The 16573-nt window shown below is 57.8% G+C and carries 15 protein-coding genes and 1 pseudogene; 6 read left to right on the top strand and 10 right to left on the bottom strand.

The window, feature by feature from the left end; genetic code table 11:
* Positions 1-72 precede the first annotated feature (72 nt).
* The 6 genes from EOS_RS37870 to EOS_RS37845 form a co-directional block, all read right to left on the bottom strand.
* Positions 73-1020, bottom strand: a complete 948-nt coding sequence (locus EOS_RS37870; RefSeq protein ID WP_047897350.1) for an ABC transporter permease — start codon at positions 1018-1020, stop codon at positions 73-75.
* 36 nt (positions 1021-1056) lie between these two features.
* Positions 1057-2631, bottom strand: a complete 1575-nt coding sequence (locus tag EOS_RS37865; protein ID WP_235443092.1) for a nickel ABC transporter substrate-binding protein — start codon at positions 2629-2631, stop codon at positions 1057-1059.
* Positions 2632-2812: 181 nt separating this feature from the next.
* On the bottom strand, positions 2813-3952 hold the full coding sequence (locus EOS_RS37860) for a porin (RefSeq protein WP_047897349.1): 1140 nt from the start codon (positions 3950-3952) through the stop codon (positions 2813-2815).
* A gap of 32 nt (positions 3953-3984) precedes the next feature.
* Positions 3985-4329 carry a DUF3088 domain-containing protein gene (locus tag EOS_RS37855; RefSeq protein ID WP_047897348.1) on the bottom strand — a complete coding sequence of 115 codons (345 nt, stop codon included), beginning with the start codon at positions 4327-4329 and terminating at the stop codon, positions 3985-3987.
* Between the two features lie 87 nt (positions 4330-4416).
* Positions 4417-5919: a PepSY domain-containing protein gene (locus EOS_RS37850; protein WP_047897347.1), complete on the bottom strand. Its 1503-nt coding sequence runs from the start codon at positions 5917-5919 to the stop codon at positions 4417-4419.
* Between the two features lie 276 nt (positions 5920-6195).
* Complete coding sequence (locus tag EOS_RS37845; RefSeq protein ID WP_326972971.1) at positions 6196-6912, bottom strand: PDR/VanB family oxidoreductase; 717 nt, start codon at positions 6910-6912, stop codon at positions 6196-6198.
* Positions 6913-7267: 355 nt separating this feature from the next.
* Here EOS_RS37845 and ftrA point away from each other — a divergent pair, with 355 nt between their 5' ends.
* The 3 genes and pseudogenes from ftrA (at position 7268) to EOS_RS49065 (ending at position 9167) form a co-directional block, all read left to right on the top strand.
* Positions 7268-8248 carry a transcriptional regulator FtrA gene (gene ftrA / locus EOS_RS37840; RefSeq protein WP_047897345.1) on the top strand — a complete coding sequence of 327 codons (981 nt, stop codon included), beginning with the start codon at positions 7268-7270 and terminating at the stop codon, positions 8246-8248.
* Positions 8249-8490: 242 nt separating this feature from the next.
* Positions 8491-8751: pseudogene (locus tag EOS_RS49070) on the top strand (hypothetical protein); the annotation flags it as partial.
* 215 nt (positions 8752-8966) lie between these two features.
* Complete coding sequence (locus tag EOS_RS49065; RefSeq protein WP_047897343.1) at positions 8967-9167, top strand: hypothetical protein; 201 nt, start codon at positions 8967-8969, stop codon at positions 9165-9167.
* Between the two features lie 614 nt (positions 9168-9781).
* On the opposite strand, the gene ampC is transcribed toward EOS_RS49065, so the two are convergent.
* Positions 9782-10969, bottom strand: coding sequence for a class C beta-lactamase (gene ampC / locus EOS_RS37825; protein ID WP_053064193.1), 1188 nt, complete (start codon positions 10967-10969; stop codon positions 9782-9784).
* Between the two features lie 267 nt (positions 10970-11236).
* On the opposite strand from ampC, the gene EOS_RS37820 reads away from it, so the two are divergent.
* Complete coding sequence (locus EOS_RS37820; protein ID WP_047897342.1) at positions 11237-12145, top strand: LysR family transcriptional regulator; 909 nt, start codon at positions 11237-11239, stop codon at positions 12143-12145.
* A gap of 17 nt (positions 12146-12162) precedes the next feature.
* Here EOS_RS37820 and EOS_RS37815 read toward each other — a convergent pair whose 3' ends face one another.
* A complete protein-coding gene (locus EOS_RS37815) occupies positions 12163-12819 on the bottom strand; it encodes a TetR/AcrR family transcriptional regulator (protein ID WP_047897341.1) in 657 nt (218 codons plus the stop codon).
* Between the two features lie 158 nt (positions 12820-12977).
* Here EOS_RS37815 and EOS_RS47655 point away from each other — a divergent pair, with 158 nt between their 5' ends.
* Positions 12978-13319, top strand: coding sequence for a hypothetical protein (locus EOS_RS47655; protein WP_167348985.1), 342 nt, complete (start codon positions 12978-12980; stop codon positions 13317-13319).
* A gap of 47 nt (positions 13320-13366) precedes the next feature.
* Positions 13367-13765 (top strand): DUF3331 domain-containing protein, encoded by a 399-nt coding sequence (locus tag EOS_RS37805; RefSeq protein ID WP_047897339.1) that lies wholly within the window; start codon positions 13367-13369, stop codon positions 13763-13765.
* A gap of 29 nt (positions 13766-13794) precedes the next feature.
* Here EOS_RS37805 and EOS_RS37800 read toward each other — a convergent pair whose 3' ends face one another.
* Complete coding sequence (locus tag EOS_RS37800) at positions 13795-15435, bottom strand: tannase/feruloyl esterase family alpha/beta hydrolase (protein ID WP_047897338.1); 1641 nt, start codon at positions 15433-15435, stop codon at positions 13795-13797.
* 202 nt (positions 15436-15637) lie between these two features.
* Positions 15638-16498, bottom strand: a complete 861-nt coding sequence (locus tag EOS_RS37795; protein ID WP_047897337.1) for a LysR family transcriptional regulator — start codon at positions 16496-16498, stop codon at positions 15638-15640.
* Positions 16499-16573 lie beyond the last annotated feature (75 nt).

The following is a 16573-nucleotide window of genomic DNA, read 5'->3' as shown; positions in this document are numbered from 1 at the left end:
ACAAACAGCAAGACGGGTATCAAGGCATAAGGGCTGATACCACCCAGCCGTTCCCTAAGTCGATTGATCATTTCACGCACTCTCGAATTGCGACCGGCGAATACGTGGGTCGATCAACATACAGACCATATCGACCAATAGATTCACGAATACGAAAAACACGACAAAAGTCATCAGAATCGCCTGCATCGCGGGGAAGTCCCTGAAACGGATAGAGTCGATGAAGAACGCACCAATGCCCTGCCACGCAAAAACGGATTCAACGACAATTGCACCAATGATCATCAACGCGAACTGCGCACCGAACGTTGTGAGAAAAGGAACCGCGAGGTTGGGCAAAGCTTCGTATATAAGCACTCCGGCGCGGCCATATCCTTTCGCAAAACCGGTCGTGGCAAATGGTCGAGCCATAAGTTCTTGCAGCGTTACGCGGACCACACGACTCAACACGCAGGTCGGGAAAAGGCCTACTGTCACCCACGGCATCATCCAAGACAGCAATCCAGAGGTGCCAAAAGCGGGTAGCCAATGCAACTTCACGGAAAACAAAAGCACGAGCAGCGCGCCGACGAAGAAGTTTGGCGCCGATGCGCCTACAATCGCCAGCACCCGCAAGCTCCGATCAAGAACACCGCCGTTGCTTAACGCTCCAGCCACACCAATCACTAAAGGCATGAAGAATGCGATCACCCCGCCACCCAGCAGAAGTCGAATCGTCGTTGGAAGCCGTTGAGCAAACTCGTCGCTAATCGGGTGCCCCGTGCGTAGGGATTCGCCCAAACGCCCCTCGGACACGTCTCCGACCCAATGACCGAAACGAATGTACAGCGGGTCGTTCAGACCAAGGTCGCGCTCGATCTTCTGGACCAACTCGTGAGTCGCCTTTGGGCCCGCCGCTCGCTCCGCGAGGAAGTTGGCGGCATTGCCGGGAGCCAACGCAATTAACGCGAAGGTCAGCGCACTCGCGACAGCGACAAGGCAAATTGCCAGCGTGAACCGCCTGTAAAATAGCTTAAGCATCACGTCGATCTTCTTTGATATCCATTGCGCCGCACCTCATGGGGCAAGAGACAAATCGGACACCGGCATGTCGTACTCCGTAGGCGGCAGAGCGAAGCCTTTAACGCGTTTGTTATAGGCCCATAGTCGTTGCGGATAAACGAGCGGACAAGTGGCTGCGTTCTGATTCATCCAGTCATAGACCTTCTGCACTTTGGCCTTTCTATCCTCTCCCGTTGCCGACAGGGCCGCGTTAATGACGCCATCGAGTTCCTTCGACACGAATATCTTTCCATCTGGACCGCTGTCAGCGGTCGAAACAAACATAGTGGAAAGCGAACCCTGCGGATCATAGGGCGCTGCATAGGTGGTGAAAAAGGCCAGGTCGTAGTCGAATTTCTGTCGACGATCGTGATAGGTTGCGTCATCCAGTGAAGAGACGTTTACCGAAATACCCAGGTCGGAAAGCTGGCCGAGGATCAGTTCGGAAAGGCGGCGAGCCCCCGGCAAAACCTGGTCCGATGCGAGCAGGTTTAGCGTCAGATCTTTTCCGTCCTTCCGCCTTACCGTCCCTGTTTTGATCCAACCGGATTGATCAAGCAACTTGTTGGCCGCGGCAACGTCCCTTACGACCACAGGTTCACGCTTGCCAGCATCCGGAATGGTCGACGGGAAGAGATTGCTCGCAGGATCTGCATAGCCCTGGTAAAGAATCTTTGCGATCGAGGTCCGGTCAAGACCAAGACTGATCGCTCGCCGAACATTGGCGTCCACGAGAGGACCGCGAGCGTTGTTGTACCCTAGCAAGACGGTTGACACGCCGGGGGCAGCAAACACGCCGACTCCCGGGTCGCTAGCCAAAGCTTTCGCACGATTCGGAAGAAGAGGCGCAACCCATTCGCCACCGATTACGTCGAGATCTCCCGCACGTAGTGCATTTACGCGCGAAAGCTCGTCGGGAACAACCGACAGCTCTATACGGCTGAACGACGGTTTGGGCCCCCAGTAGTATTCATTTCGGACAAGCACGGTCTCGCTCTTATCGTTTTGGACTACCTTCCACGCGCCCGTGCCGACCGGCGCGATCTGCTGCCCCTTCGCGTCTACCGCTTTCGGCGAGATAAAGCGCACCGGACGCACGATGGAAAGTTCAGCCAAGGCGACCGGCGCCGGAGCCTTTAGAAAAAGTTTGAGCGTGTATGGACCGGTTACCTCCATGTGCTGGAAGTTTTCCGAAACGCCGATCCATGAGAAGTCGGTTTTGCCAATCCACCGCGCCAAATTCCATTGCGCTATCTTGGCGTCAAATGGCGTGCCGTCGCTGAACCGTACGTCTTTTCGCAACTGGAACGTTATGGTTTTCCCATCGGGTGACACATCCCACTTCTCCGCGAGATCTGGCTCAAGCTTCCCACCCTTTCCATAATGCACAAGGCCGTCGAACACCAGGCCGTATGAGCTCAACGCCGACTCGTTTTGAAGCAGGTCGAGGCTACCGGCCTCCTGCGCCAAAGCAACGTGCAACGTATTCGTATCTTTCGCTTCCACTGCTGTCACGCTCTGAAAGAACAGCAGGAGTGGAAGGCAGGCAGCGCTGGCCTTGCGCAAACGAGTGTGCATCACGGTTTTCATATCGATTTAGCGCGGTAGTTGGGAGACGATCGGTTCAAGCCGCCACGTCATTTCAGGCCGAGAAATAAAATCCAATATCATTAGTTATACTTAGTTACTAAGTATCACTCTTTGACTTGATAATCTCTTGACGCTTCAATTGCAGCTGTTACCGATCTTCAATTTATAGAAGCAGAATTTTCTAGAAGCTATGCTTGAGTCCGGCCACAATGAGGATCTGTTTGTTTGTGGACGACGCCTGGTCTAACTCGGCAATCTCGGCGTTCTTTGCATCTCCGGCGGCTTGTTGGTATATGCCGACCAGATATACCGAAGTTCGCCTGGAGAGAGAATAATTGGTACCGAGTTCCGCTTGATGGTAGCGCGGACGCTGGGTGCCTGACAGCAGATTGCTTTTGCCGTCTGTGTAGGTGTAGGCGATCCCGAGCAGTAAAGCTGGCGTCAGTTGGTACTGACCGTTGATCTCATAGTTGTCCAGATGCAGGCTTGTCTGATCGAAGTACGATAGTTTGACGTTCGAATAGACAGCGCCGAGCGTTGCTTTGCCAATTGCGTACGTGCCACCGGTGGCGATAACCGCATCGGAAGAAGCTGCAGCCCCAGATTGCGGACTCACGTAGAGGGTGCCACCGTAATCGCCGCTAACTGCGCCACTTGTATTGTTGGCCGCGCCCGGATTGTTGAGCTTGAGATAGGCGACCGCGAAGTTCAACGGACCATTCGCGTAAGAGGCCGATGCGGCATAAGCGCGGTTGTTTGAAAACCCGGCGCCGTTCCCCGCACTTGCCTGGTTGCTGAGTCCGTACAACGCTTCAAACTGCAAGCCCGCGTATGTTGGACTGACATATTTCACCGCGTTGTTGATTCTGAACGACCCGTCAAGGTTATCAGCGTCGCCAGGATGGGCCGCATAGTCCGTTGCCCATTCATTTTGCGCTGAAAAGTTGGCAACGGTGTCGACCAAAGGGTCGTATTGACGGCCGAGCGTCAACGTTCCGTAGCGCGCGTCGGATAAGCCAACGTAAGCCTGCCGGCCAAACTCGCGACTACCCTGACCCGAGCGCCCGCTAAAACCATTAAAGCCCCCCTCCAGGGTGAACACAGCTTTCAACCCCTGTCCAAGATCCTCGGCACCTTTGAGCCCAAATCGATTGCCATACAGATTTGCAGTCGATGCCTGCACGGCATGTGCTCCGCCAATATTGTTCACATAGGCGATACCGTTATCGATGATGCCGTACAACGTGACGCTGCTTTGGGCGTGTGCCGCATTTGCGATGCTGCCAATTGCGGCGACTGCCAGAAAGTGCCGGGTTTGCATGAGAGGCCTTTAAAGATTTGTGAGGAAAGTTGTCAGGCCGGCCGGGCGACACCGTACTGAGAAGACAGGTAACGACGGATATGTTCCGGTGAATCGATAAAGCGAGTATTTCCGTAGAGGTGGACTTGCACCCCTTCGTCGACGGGTTTTCTACCCTCAGCCAGAACCAGAACGGGCGCCGATTGATTCTCCTGCCCGATCATCTCGACGATGGCAGCGCGCGGGCGAGGCGCATCGATATACTCGACTTCGATCTCGCTGCGAAGCTGCGGAAAAAAGCCGAGCAGGCCTTCGACAGCGACAGAGTCCCCGCAATAGAACGGACCCTCGGATCCTTGAAAAAAACCGGGACGAAGCATGAATAATTTGTCTTTCACTTTCTCTCTCACTACGGGTTGAAGACTTTCGATGCATGCGGCCACCTTGCTCCCCGCATGATCATCCGTGTTTAGGGCACGCGGGCGCTATGCCCGGCGAAACGAGAACTTGCGCATGAGGCGCTTCCATCCGATGGTGACGCCGGTGACACAGAATGCGAACCCAAGCGCGAGCAGAATCAGCATCAGCGGCTTCCAGATCACGTTGCTGGATAGGAACGGGAAGTCCAGCGTATGTAGGCCGAAATAGAGCCAGCGATAGGCACGGCGACTCGTATCCATTACCTCGATGACCTTGCCCGTGACGGGATTTACATACACGTCCGAGTTGCTGTCGTCATGCACCACCACGCGTACGCCGTCCCCGCCGATTCCGTCGGTGCTGCGCAATCGAGCGTAGATGTCGTCCAGCGGAATCGGCGTGGGCGCGTCGACCTTGATCCCGGGCCATGCAGCCCGCACGGCGGCCCAAATGTCCGAGTCGGCAAACGCGCTCGCAGGCGTGGCGGAACCCACCGCGAGGACTTTCGGCTCGGAACCTGCTCCGCGAGCCACGACATAAGCTTTACCTGCAAGCGCCGTCACTTCGAGTTCGGAAGCCGGCAGCATGCGTCGTAATAGTTCGGGTGTGACTGCTTTGGCTGCATCGCGAGGTGAAATGCCGGTGTAGGCCGAAGCCTCCGCGTCGCTCATGTCGCCTGTTGAGAACAGACGTCCGTGATCCATCGACAGCCAGCCACTGAAGATCCATGTAAAGACGAACCCGGCCACGACGATGCCGCCAATGTGGTGCCACTTCATCCAACCACGATAGGGGGTCATCCCGCCTCGGCCTGACTTCGCCTGATTTCGCCAGCGAACGATGCCCAGCCAAATACCTGCGATCGTAACCGCCACACCAACCAGGGAAAGCCACCACACAGTGCGGTCCCAAGTGACCCAGCTCTTGCGAAGCACGGTGGGATAGATCCAGTGAAGAACAGCACCCACGTAATTCCATGAGCGTTCGAAATGGGTTGAACGCTGAATGACTTCGCCGGAGCGCTGAGAAACATACAACTGCGTCCCGGCGTCGTCGGCGAGGTCTATGCGGTACAGCGGACGATAACGATCAAACCGGTGATGAACGACCCATTGGTCGTAATCGAAGGGTTCGGAGACATCCTTTACGGGGGTTTGCGCGAAATGTTCTCCGACTACCTTTGCTTGCTCCGAGGTCACGCCATCGACTCGCTTGCCCGTTGTCGCTGACACCGCTACCTGGGGACCCTTAGGCGGATTCACCACGTACAGAGCCTGCCCCGCGACTTCGAGCAAACGGATACGACTCGGACTGACGATGCCCGCCTCTGTGACCGCTGCTGACGGTGCCACGCTAATCTGATCTGCACGCAGCGGTTCAATGTGGGCGATGCGCGCACCGTCGCCTAGAAACGGGTACGGGACGAACATCATCACAGCCCCAGTGGCGAACCACATCGCGAAAAACAGGCACAGGACGATGCCGACCCATCGATGGCCCACGACGAGCCATCGAAGCGGCGTCAAACGCGATTTCGGACGCGCCGCTGGACTTGCTGTTGTGCTCATTTGAAAGCTCCCTTAAAAAACATGCTTGCCAAGCACTGCGCGGTGGCTATGTAACGACCTGACACACAGGTTATGCAGCGCAAAAAAGCTGTGCCAGTGGCGCAAATGACTATTAGCGTCCTGATCTTGCCAAAGTGCGACGACATCGATATTTCGACGACGGGAGATCGCCACTGACGGTCGTCGCCGGTGAAAGATGCATCGTATTGAAATGTGACCCGTGAGTGCCGCGTTCGTCTTGTGGCGCTTAATGCGGTAGAAAACAGCGGCAAAATATCAAAGATCGAGAACAAGCATGGGTGTTTTGGACCGTGAGCAACACGGCAGAAAGCGGTCGTTCATCTTGCGTTCGCGAGCGGTCAGATAGCTGTCGCGGTGATCGGGCTCGCCCCCGAGTACGCCGGTCAAGCACGTCCCGCACACACCCTCTTCGCAAGAGATCGGAACCTTGACCCCGGCTCGTGCAAGCGCATCAATCACTCGTTCGTTCGAGCCAACTTCGATGACCCGATCGCTCTTCGCGAGCCGAAGGGCGAACGAACCGGCCTTCCCGGAGAGCGCAGGTTGTGCGGCAAAGTGTTCACGATGTACGTTCGCCTCATTCCAGCCCGCTGCCATTGCGGCGCCTACAGCGGACTCGATAAACCCGGACGGACCGCAGACGTAGAGGTGTTTCGCGGGGTGAGGCGTTGCCAAGATCGATTGCATTTGCAATCGATCGCAGGCCGGGCTGTTATCAAAATAAAGACGGGTCTGGTCCCGCAGGTCGGGCTTGAGGAAGCGCTCATGAAACGCGGTGTGCGCAGGACTACGAGTGCAATAGTGCGCCTCGAAAGACGCGCCTTTTCTCGCTAACCACAGAGCCATCGACAGGATCGGTGTTACACCGATTCCTCCTGCCAGCAATACGGAATGTTTCGCCGTTGATTCCAACGAAAAATGATTTCTGGGCTCGCTTACTTCAAGCGTCGCGCCTTCTTCGAGTGCATGCATAGCCCTCGATCCTCCCCGCGTCCTGAGATCGTGCAGCACGCAAATCAGGTACCGACAAGTCTCGCTCGGGTCGTTGCACAACGAGTACTGCCGTACCAATCCATTCCCGACGAACACATCGATATGAGCGCCAGCGGTGAAAGCCGGCAGAGGCGCTCCGCTCGGATCCGCAAGCGCAAACGCAGCGATGCCGACTGCCAGCTCAGTTTTCGTGACTATCTTTACTTTCATGCAACTACCTCACTCGCACAGGACGCGAAATTTCATCAAGATGACTTATTGACCCGTAGCGTAAATAGTGCAAAATGCTGACACCAGTGGCACGAATGCCTATTAACGTCCGAATAATGCCAAAGTGAAAAATACTCGTCAGACCGATGCGGGCCTGGTCGTTGTTGTTGTCTACGATGGTTTGAGCCTGTTTGAATACGGGTGCGCCGTCGAGGTGTTCGGCCTTCCAAGGCCGGAGATGGGCGACGGTTGGTATCGGTTCGCGACCGCGGCCGCCGAGCCGGGTTCGTTGCGCGGCGGCGGCGGCATCCAGGTCCAGGCGGATGGCGGACTCGAGCTTCTGTCCAAGGCGAAAACGATCATCATTCCCGGGTGGCGTGGCATCGCCGAACCAGTTCCTGATGAACTTTGCCTTGCCCTGAGAAAAGCAAACAAGCGCGGTGCCCGCGTCATGTCGATTTGCACAGGTGCCTTCGTCTTGGCCGCTGCCGGTCTACTCGACGGTAAGCGCGCGACAACGCACTGGCGTCACGCCGCAGGCTTGGCCGACCGGTATCCCTCGATCTCTGTCGAACCCGACGTTCTCTATATCGATGCGGGCGACGTTCTTACGTCGGCAGGCAGCGCCGCGGGAATTGACCTGTGTCTGCATCTGATCCGCCGTGACTTGGGACCTCGGGCCGCCAATCAAGTCGCCCGACGCCTCGTCATGCCGCCACATCGGGAAGGCGGTCAGGCCCAGTATGTCGAGGAACCCGTTCAGCGCCGCAGCGGCTCGACGCTAACACCGCTGGTAGACGCGGTTCGTTGTGGGTTAGCGGAGGACTGGTCGATCACGCGCATGGCTGCCGCCACCGCAATGAGCGGACGAAGTTTCCAACGGCATTTCGTCAGCACGATGGGAATGCCACCCGGAGAGTGGCTTCTGGGTGAACGCCTGGCACGTGCCCGTGAACTACTTGAAGAGTCGACTCTGTCGGTTGACGAGATCGCTTCGGCAGTAGGTTTTGGCGCCGCCGCTACCTTGCGCAATCACTTCCGGACCCGACTCGGTACGAGTCCAGGTTACTACCGTGAACGGTTTAAGGCCTCTGACCTGGCTTAACTCCAATACCGGCGCCCCCGCACTGACTCCCATTACTTCCCCGCTTTAAGCCGATCGCCGTGGCACACCACGATCCGGCAATCGCGTCGCGATGATGCATCGCATGATGCCGACGGCATCTGTGCGCTGCGTATCTCACGCAGCCTCCTCGGCAGCGATGATTCTGTCGCGCGCGAAGTGATCACGCAGAAAAACCCACGACTACTGGCCGATTTCCCCGCGAGCAGCGTGAGCAGGGCAATCTGCCCAGCCTGTCGACGGTTCGCTTCAGCCATGATCACACGGGCAGCTTCAGCACCGCGCTGGCCGGCGTCAACACACCGGAAACCCAGCAGGCCGACGACGACCTGGCGGTTGGCCGGCTCGTCGAGGCCGTGGCCCATAGCCCCTATGCGGCGAACACCCTGATCATCGTCACTGAAGACGACTACCAGGACGGCCCGGACCACGTCGATTCGCATCGCGCGACGTCATATGTCGTTGGCCCGTACGTCAGGCAAGGCGCGGTGGTCAAGACGCGTTACAGCCAGGTCAATGTGCTGCGGACGATCGAGGACATTCTCGGCACGCAGCACATCAATCTGAACACCGCCTATCAGCGGCCGATGACAGACGTCTTCGACACCCGTTCATCAGGTGCCTGGACCTACAACGCCACCGCCTCTACCGTTCTGAAGACGAGACGACACTGCTGGCGCAAGGCCGGCCGGACGGCAGCGTGCAATTCGCACAGGGCCCGGACGTCAAGCCCAGGCACGACGCCGCCTACTGGGATAAAGTCACCGTCGGCTTCAATTTCGACGAGGCCGATCAGGTCCCCCCCGCCAAATACAACAAGGTGCTGTGGTCCGGCATCAAGGGGAAGAAACCGTATCCGACGCGGCCCCACGGTCAGGAGCTTGCTCAAACGGACGACTGATACTCAGCCCGAATGCTCAGGGGCGCGAGGCAACGACGCCTCGCCTCTGAGCGCCAACCGCGCAAAGGGCTTTGGCCCAGAACCTACGAACGATGGGCGGCCAACGCAACGATCGGCGGAGAGGCTTCGCAGACAGCGGTCGTTCGCGGACGTCCTCGAAGGGCCCCGGGCCAATGTGCAGCTCTCAGCCCAACCGTTGCGAACTGCACGGGCCGCACGGCGAGCAAATCGAGTCCTCGCAGGGAATCGAAGGCATAGGCACTTCTGCTTCCGCCACTGCCACCTGGCGGCCAATACTCAGCCTGCCGTAACGGTGATAGCGTGCACATTTTTGTTACGTTGGTGGCGAATGACAGGTGTGCACGCTTACTTTTTTGAATGCTTGGAAATTCGTCGCTTTTTTCCGCGAATCTCGCTAAAACCGCGCCAGGCCTAGAACGGTGTGTGCTTACTTTTCCTCCTGAGCACTTCCCTGGGCGCCCCAACTTCTCCCGCGACTCAGATGACCCGCGCCTGTTGATTTAGCGGCGCGCAGCGGCCGGAATCGTCCCTTGACGAATGAAGCACAATCCCGGCCGGCGGAAAACCATCCGACCGAGCTACGCGGAGAACCCTCAGTTCTGTGGACTGAGCCGACTGCCAAGTTGGGTCAATATTTGATATGCAGCAGTCACCCTTTGCGCGATAGGATAATTTTTATTTGCAAGCATGACGATGCCCAATCTTCGAGCGGGAACAAAGGCGACGTAGGATGCAAATCCATTGGTTGATCCGGTTTTGTTGATCAGCGAATTGGCTTGTGGCTGGAGCGGAGGGTTTAACTCAGTTGCTTTCGTCGCCTGATAAGTCATCGTGTTCGAATTGCCTGCCAAAACCTGTTTCAGTTCCAGGGGATAGGGGTATTGCTCCCATATGAGGTCTTGCGTTATTTCGCCCGACCTGAAATATCCGGTGTGAGTGTCGTCGATCGCGCGTTGCAACTTGCTGTCAATCTTAATCATCTGCATGTTGGCCGCAATAAATCGGATCATGTCCGGCGTACTCGATTTAATTCCGTAGGCTTCCGAGGACAGAACCCCCGCGTTCAGCCTGATCGGAGCGCCCTGCTTCGTGTAGCCTTGCGCGTAATCCTTCATCCGATCCGGCGGCACATTAATATAACTATGCGTCATTCCAAGCATAGGGAATAACTTCTTTTCAATCGCGTCAACAAAAGACTCATTCATGCTCCGGGCGGCAATCATGCCGAGCATGCCAATACTTGGATTCGAGTAGACTCGGTATGTACCAGCAGCATAAGACGGTTTCCATTGCCTGAAATAATCCATTAACTGATCGTCATTGTGAATAGCCTCAGGCACTTGCAACGGGAGACCACCGGACGTGTGCGTGCCAAGATTGAGCAGACTGATGTTGTCAAAGCTGCTGCCGCGCAGGAATGGCAAATATTTGCTGGCGCTGTCGGACAACGCAAGGTTGCCATTAACCTGAGCATACGAAGCCAATGTTGCCGTATATGTTTTGCTTGCTGACCCAATTTCAAAGAGGGTTTGGCTTGTAACCGGTCGCTGTGTTTGGAGTGACGCCACACCATAGTTATAAAAGTAACTTTCGCCGTTGACGATTACTGCGATTGCCATGCCGGGAATTCGATATTCCTGCATCAAGGGACGAATTACGCCATCGACCATGTCCGAGATCTCTTTCTGCTTATTTTCACCTTCTGCGAACGTGCTGGAGGCGAGCAAACATGAAGGCATCAAGATGGAAATCAGTAACTTCTTGAAAAAACCGGAACGCATGTAATCTCCGTAGGCAAACAGCATGAATATAGGGTGAAAGGTTGTCTCGTTCGTATTGGGTCGAAGGGTCAATCCCGGTCTTGCTCAATCACATTGACGCAACACGGCGATTGGCTGCTGCATTTGGAGAGAGGTCGGGCCACTCGCCACCGTCTGGTTTTTACAAATTCACGGATGAAAGCGTCGAGTGGCGACGAGAATATCGCCCCTTTGCGAGTCGTCTACAAGCGAGCATAATTTCTGCCCGGGTAAAGAAAAACTTATGTCATGGCGTCCATCCGTCCTCACCTCCCATTGAATGCCCTGCGCGCATTCGAATCGTCGGCACGACACCTGAGCTTCACGCGCGCGGCACTTGAACTCAATGTGACACAGGCTGCCGTCAGCCAGCAGGTTCGCATGCTCGAAGAACGGCTCGGCACTACCCTGTTCAAACGGTTGCCGCGCGGACTGGGCATGACCGACGAAAGTCGCGCACTGCTTCCGGTATTGACCGATGCATTCGGTCGCATCGAGGGCGTGCTGAAGCAATTCGAGGGCGGGCATTTTCACGAAGTGCTTACGATCGGCGTTGTCGGGACTTTCGCAGTCGGCTGGCTGCTGCCACGGCTCAAATCGTTTCGGGAGGCGCACCCCTTTGTGGAGTTGCGGCTGCTGACCCATAACAATCTGGTCGACCTGGCAGCGGAGGGACTGGATTTTGCCATTCGCTTCGGTGACGGAGCCTGGCCCGCGACACACAATGTCATGTTGCTCGATGCGCCGCTGACCGTGCTTTGCGCACCGGACATTGCGAGAAGGCTTTCCGGACCGTGTGATCTTGCGAGGGAGACGCTGCTTCGTTCGTATCGCGCCGACGAGTGGACCGGCTGGTTTAGCGCCGCCGGACTCGATCCATGGCCGGTAAATGGTCCGGTTTTCGACTCGTCACGCTTGATGGTGGAAGCCGCCGTACAAGGCGCGGGAGTGGCCCTGGCTCCGCCTCTGATGTTCGCCCGGGAACTGCAGGCGGAACTGCTCTTTCGACCCTTCGATACGGAAGTGAGAACGGGCAGTTATTGGCTGACATGGTTGAAATCGAGGCGCATGTCGCCCGCCACGGAATTGTTCCGTCACTGGATTCTCGCGGAAGCGACCGGCGAAACGATCGATCAAACTGGCCGTGCTTCGCCGTAGGGTCCGAAAAATCCACCTCAAAGCATGCTGAGCGCGGCAGCGAGCACCGTGCGCTTGAACTTCGCCTCATGCTGCGGGAGCGATGAAAATATCGACAGGACATGGCTGTACGAAACCGTCTTGCCGACGGCGTTGGTCAGCATGGCGAACAGCACTTCCGGATCGTTGCGCGTCAGTTCGCCCGCATCCATCGCATCGGCAAGAAGCACGACGAACGCGTCGTGATAAGGGCGTAGAAGGCGCTCGACCAGCACGTCCAGCCGCTCGCCTTGCTCGGTTGCCGCCGTCGAGAAAAACATCCCGATATCCGGCTCGCTGAACACCTTATCGATAAAAATCGCGAGCGCCCGCTCCACGCGCTTGCGCGGCGAGAAATCGGAGCTGCGCAGCTTTGCCGTCGACTCGATCATCGGTGCGGTTTGCTCCGCGATCTGCTCGACAACCGCAATCCACAACGCCTCCTTCGAACCAAAATGATGCGAGATCAGCGCGGGATCGACGCCGCAATCCCGCGCGATCTCCCGTACGCTGGTCGCATCGAATCCGCGCTTGGCGAAGGCTTGCCGCGCGCTTTTCAGGAGCGCGTCGGAGCCGGCGATCGCGCTGCACGCGGGGCGTCCGCGTGAGCGTTTCTCCTTGGCGGCTTGCGCCGGGCGTGCTGTTGAAACTGTCATGGTTCGATCCGGATTCAGGTGCAGTAAGGCGAGCCCGAAGTTTAACCGACGTAAAGCGCCCCGCCGGTACACCGCAGGTAGCCGTAATGTGCGGCGTTTGACATGGGTCGCCCGATTGCCTTACTATCTCATTAATTCATCACTCGTTGAATATTTTCATGACTCAGGTTGTACGAATCGTGATCATCGGTGGCGGCATTGCCAGCCTGGTGCTGGCGGTGAAGCTCGGCGAACGGATGCTCGCCCTGCGCAGCATCGACCACGGCGTCATGGAGCCCTACCTTGGTAGTGATACTAACTATTTTCGGCGTGCCGGGTGTGATCGATCACTACCATTTCGTCGGCAGCCAGCAGCGAGCCGAAACCTTCAATACATGCTTTACCGGCGGCATCAGCAGGCTCTGCATGGTTTTCGTAAAGCGCCCCTGCTGTGGACGGCCCGAGAGAATCAATGGTCTTGTGCAACCGAAAATCGGCATGACGTGATCGCTTCGTCGTGACACCGGTGACGCCGGCTGCGTGGAATTTCTTGTAAAGGAAAGGTGAGATGCTCGAGAAACACACTAGTGCATGGTCCCAAACTGTAGCGTTACTCGATAACGCACGCGCCCGGCAGGTGGCCGACGAAGCAACGCGAATAGCGCAACGGCGCCCGGCAAAAACCATCTGGAACGATCACGCGACGTTGATGGTCAGCGTGATCGAACGCCCCACTCCACGAACGGCCACGGTCTCATGGTGCGATCCGCTCTCTGGTTACTATGGGCACCAGACGTGGCGGGTAGCACTCGCCAAACAACGCGGCGAGTGCGTGCTGAGCGGCAAGATGATCAAGCCAGGCGACTTCATCTATCGGCCGGCGATCAGCCAGCCGCCTCCTGGAAATGCAGGCGCAATGATCATCGCGTCCGAGTTGGTGCCGTTTGGCACGCTCAGACAGTCGTAGCCAGCGCCGGCTTATCCAGCGAGCGTCGATCAGGGATTCTCACATCGAAAGCTCGCGGCATTGTTGACATTGCCCTTGCCCAGATACTTCGGGAAGCCAGGATACCGGCAGAGCGGACGCGAGCGCCCATTGGTAGCGCTCGCTATGTCCGTCCCGATAAGCGTCTCCGGCGCGATGTTCATCGTCACCCACCGGTCCAGCGCACCGAGTTCGTCCCAAGCCGGAATGAACACGCCGTTGCCGTGCTGAAATCCCGGCACCATATAAAGCCGCATGAATGAATCGACAATGCTCTGCCCGTACTTCTCGACCAGCGAATGATAAAAAGCGATGGTCTGGTTCGGGCTGATGACTTCATCGGCGAGACCGTGCATGGTGATCAGCTTGCCGCCGTGCGCAATGAACTCCGATATGTCCGGATTCATCGCTCCGACCGTCGCCGACAAATCGATCAGGCGGGATTTATAGATCCCCGGTTGATCGACATCGAAGCCGAGCGTATTGAAGCGCAGGTCATGCGTGACGAAAAACTTCATGTAACTGTCGCCCTGCGTGAACAGGTAACCGTTGGCATCGAAGCGCAAAGGCTGGGTGGCGACCGGTGAATTTCCGAGTCCCAGCCCGCTGGAATAATCCACGCCCTGGAACACGTTGTAGCCGTAATACCGCGTGACTCCGAAAGCGAGTTCATAAGGCAGCGTAAAGCCGTCGCGCAAAATCTCCAGCGTCGCGAGCTGCGCCTCCGACAAACAACTGTCACGCAACGAAGGCCGTTGTCCGTTCGCGCATCGCAGTTGCGCGACGATCTGCGGTTCGTGCTCGCGGCATGCTTCCACGTTCGAGACAATCCCGTCGACGACGCCATCGAGGCCATCGCATTCTTGAAGCACGGTCTCGAACACGCGTTTTTGCTGGGCCGGCCCGACGAAACCACCCGGTGTCCCATACGCTGCCTGCCCTACTTTCACGCCCATCAGGCGCACGCCCGAAAAGTTGATGGCCGGTGCGTTGGCAATCACGCCGTCGTAGTCGTCGGGATATCGTTCGATCACCGTGAAGGCTTCGCGCCCGCCCGTGGAGCCACCGGCGAAGTAGGTCTGCTCGGGCTTGCGGCCATAGCCCATGATGATCAGCGCGAGCGCGACGTCATGGGTTTTCTTAAGATGACCGTAGCCGAAGTTGATCACGGCTTCGTCGTTCATCGCGAAATCGGCGCGGCCGGAGTTGCCTACATGGCCTGAATCGGAGCCGAAGGTCGCGTAACCGGTGGACAGCGGCGAGGCGGCGGGCGCAAACGCGGTCGGCTCGGTGCCGCTCACGATCACGCCGTTGTAGCCGCCCCCGCCCATCTGCAACGCCCGGCCGTTCCAGCGCGCCGGCAGATTGACCTCGAAGCGGATGTCGGGCGTGGTGTCGAGTTGCGCCTTGATCACGCCTACAAGCCGGCAGTATTCGCCGTTGCGGTTTTTCGGCGCGGCTGCGGCTACAACCGACGCACTCAGGATAGTCGCGCCGCGAGTAGGCAAGCTGATCACCGATGCCGGCACCTCTGTGCCTTCCAGTTCGGCGCAATGCTTGACGAGGTACGAAGCGGCGCTTGCGTGAGTGCTGCACGCGAATAAGGCGGTGAGCAGCAGGGCATGCAGGAGAGTGGTTGTAGCTTGGGGCATCGCCTAGAGATTGGATTGCTGCGCCGGGGATGAAGCGGAAAGCCGACAGCGTTTTTCGCCGCACAATATATAAGAAGCATCCTATTGGCAGAAATCCGATTGTCTGAATTCGTTGCGTTTGCACAACCGTCTGGCCTGAGCGGCTCAGCCCGATTGGCCCGATGAAAACCGCGGCGCACGGGTCGTGCCCGGCACGCAGCGCTCATTCCCCTGGCCATTCCCCTCGCAGATCGCTGTTCTGCAAGATTTGCAGCAATGTCTCCGCAGGCCGGCTCAAATGCTTCGCCCCCAACGCAATGAACTCGACCTGAGGCAATTCCGGCAGCGCGGCGCGATTCACCGGCGGTGAAAGCCCCCTGCCCGCCAGGAAATGGGACCGCACGGTGAGCCCCAACCCGCCACGTGCAGCCGCGATACATCCTGCGTATGAACTGCTCGTGCAGACCACCTGCCAGCGCGCGCCGACCGCAGCCAGCGAGTCGAGCACCACGGCGCGCGTCACGCTCGGCTCGGCGACGAGGATCAGCGGCAGCGGCTGCTCGAGGTCCACCTCGGTGCCCGTCAGCCCAAGCCATTCGAGTTGTCCTGAAAACAGCGGAATGCCGCGCGGATCGCCGATGCGCCGTTTGCCGACCATCAAATCGATCGATCCCGCGTCCAGATGCTCGTAAAGCCGCCCCGTCATGCCGATGGTGATCTCCAGTTCGACATCGGGATGGGTCCGGCGAAAGGCCGCAAGCACGCTGGGCAAGGGACCGAGCGCGACGTCGTCGGAGCTTCCCAGGCGCACGCGGCCCCGCAGGCGCGGCGAGCGGAACTGCAACTCGGCGTGGGTCATCGCCTCCAGGATCATGCGGGCGTGAACCAGCATGGCTTCGCCGTCGGCGGTGAGCGAGAGCGAATGGGTGTCGCGCACAAGCAGCCGGCGGCCGACGTGTTCTTCCAGCCGCCGGATGTGCTCGCTCACGCTGGATTGCGTGAGCCGGAGCTGGCGGCCGGCATCGGTGAAACTGTGCGACGCGGCCACCGTCGCGAACGTGTTCAGCCAGACCGGATTGAGCATGACGCATTGTGATCGAATTTATCGATGATAGTCAACGTAGCCAGCGGGGTTCCCGATTACCAATCGACGTCTTAA

Origin of the sequence: Caballeronia mineralivorans PML1(12) (genome assembly GCF_001028175.1) — a bacterium.
GTDB lineage: Bacteria > Pseudomonadota > Gammaproteobacteria > Burkholderiales > Burkholderiaceae > Caballeronia > Caballeronia mineralivorans.
This window is presented reverse-complemented; position numbering and strand designations above follow the sequence as displayed.

Excerpts from the sequence above, each read along its gene's own strand:
- ampC (WP_053064193.1), bottom strand. The coding sequence starts at position 10,969 with ATGCGTTCCGGTTTTTTCAAGAAGTTACTGATTTCCATCTTGATGCCT.
- EOS_RS47655 (WP_167348985.1), top strand. The coding sequence starts at position 12,978 with ATGACTCAGGTTGTACGAATCGTGATCATCGGTGGCGGCATTGCCAGC.
- EOS_RS37845 (WP_326972971.1), bottom strand. The coding sequence starts at position 6,912 with ATGCATGCACTCGAAGAAGGCGCGACGCTTGAAGTAAGCGAGCCCAGA.
- EOS_RS37805 (WP_047897339.1), top strand. The coding sequence starts at position 13,367 with ATGCTCGAGAAACACACTAGTGCATGGTCCCAAACTGTAGCGTTACTC.
- EOS_RS37795 (WP_047897337.1), bottom strand. The coding sequence starts at position 16,498 with ATGCTCAATCCGGTCTGGCTGAACACGTTCGCGACGGTGGCCGCGTCG.
- EOS_RS37815 (WP_047897341.1), bottom strand. The coding sequence starts at position 12,819 with ATGACAGTTTCAACAGCACGCCCGGCGCAAGCCGCCAAGGAGAAACGC.
- EOS_RS37820 (WP_047897342.1), top strand. The coding sequence starts at position 11,237 with ATGGCGTCCATCCGTCCTCACCTCCCATTGAATGCCCTGCGCGCATTC.
- EOS_RS37860 (WP_047897349.1), bottom strand. The coding sequence starts at position 3,952 with ATGCAAACCCGGCACTTTCTGGCAGTCGCCGCAATTGGCAGCATCGCA.
- EOS_RS37865 (WP_235443092.1), bottom strand. The coding sequence starts at position 2,631 with ATGAAAACCGTGATGCACACTCGTTTGCGCAAGGCCAGCGCTGCCTGC.
- EOS_RS37870 (WP_047897350.1), bottom strand. The coding sequence starts at position 1,020 with ATGCTTAAGCTATTTTACAGGCGGTTCACGCTGGCAATTTGCCTTGTC.
- EOS_RS37850 (WP_047897347.1), bottom strand. The coding sequence starts at position 5,919 with ATGAGCACAACAGCAAGTCCAGCGGCGCGTCCGAAATCGCGTTTGACG.
- EOS_RS37800 (WP_047897338.1), bottom strand. The coding sequence starts at position 15,435 with ATGCCCCAAGCTACAACCACTCTCCTGCATGCCCTGCTGCTCACCGCC.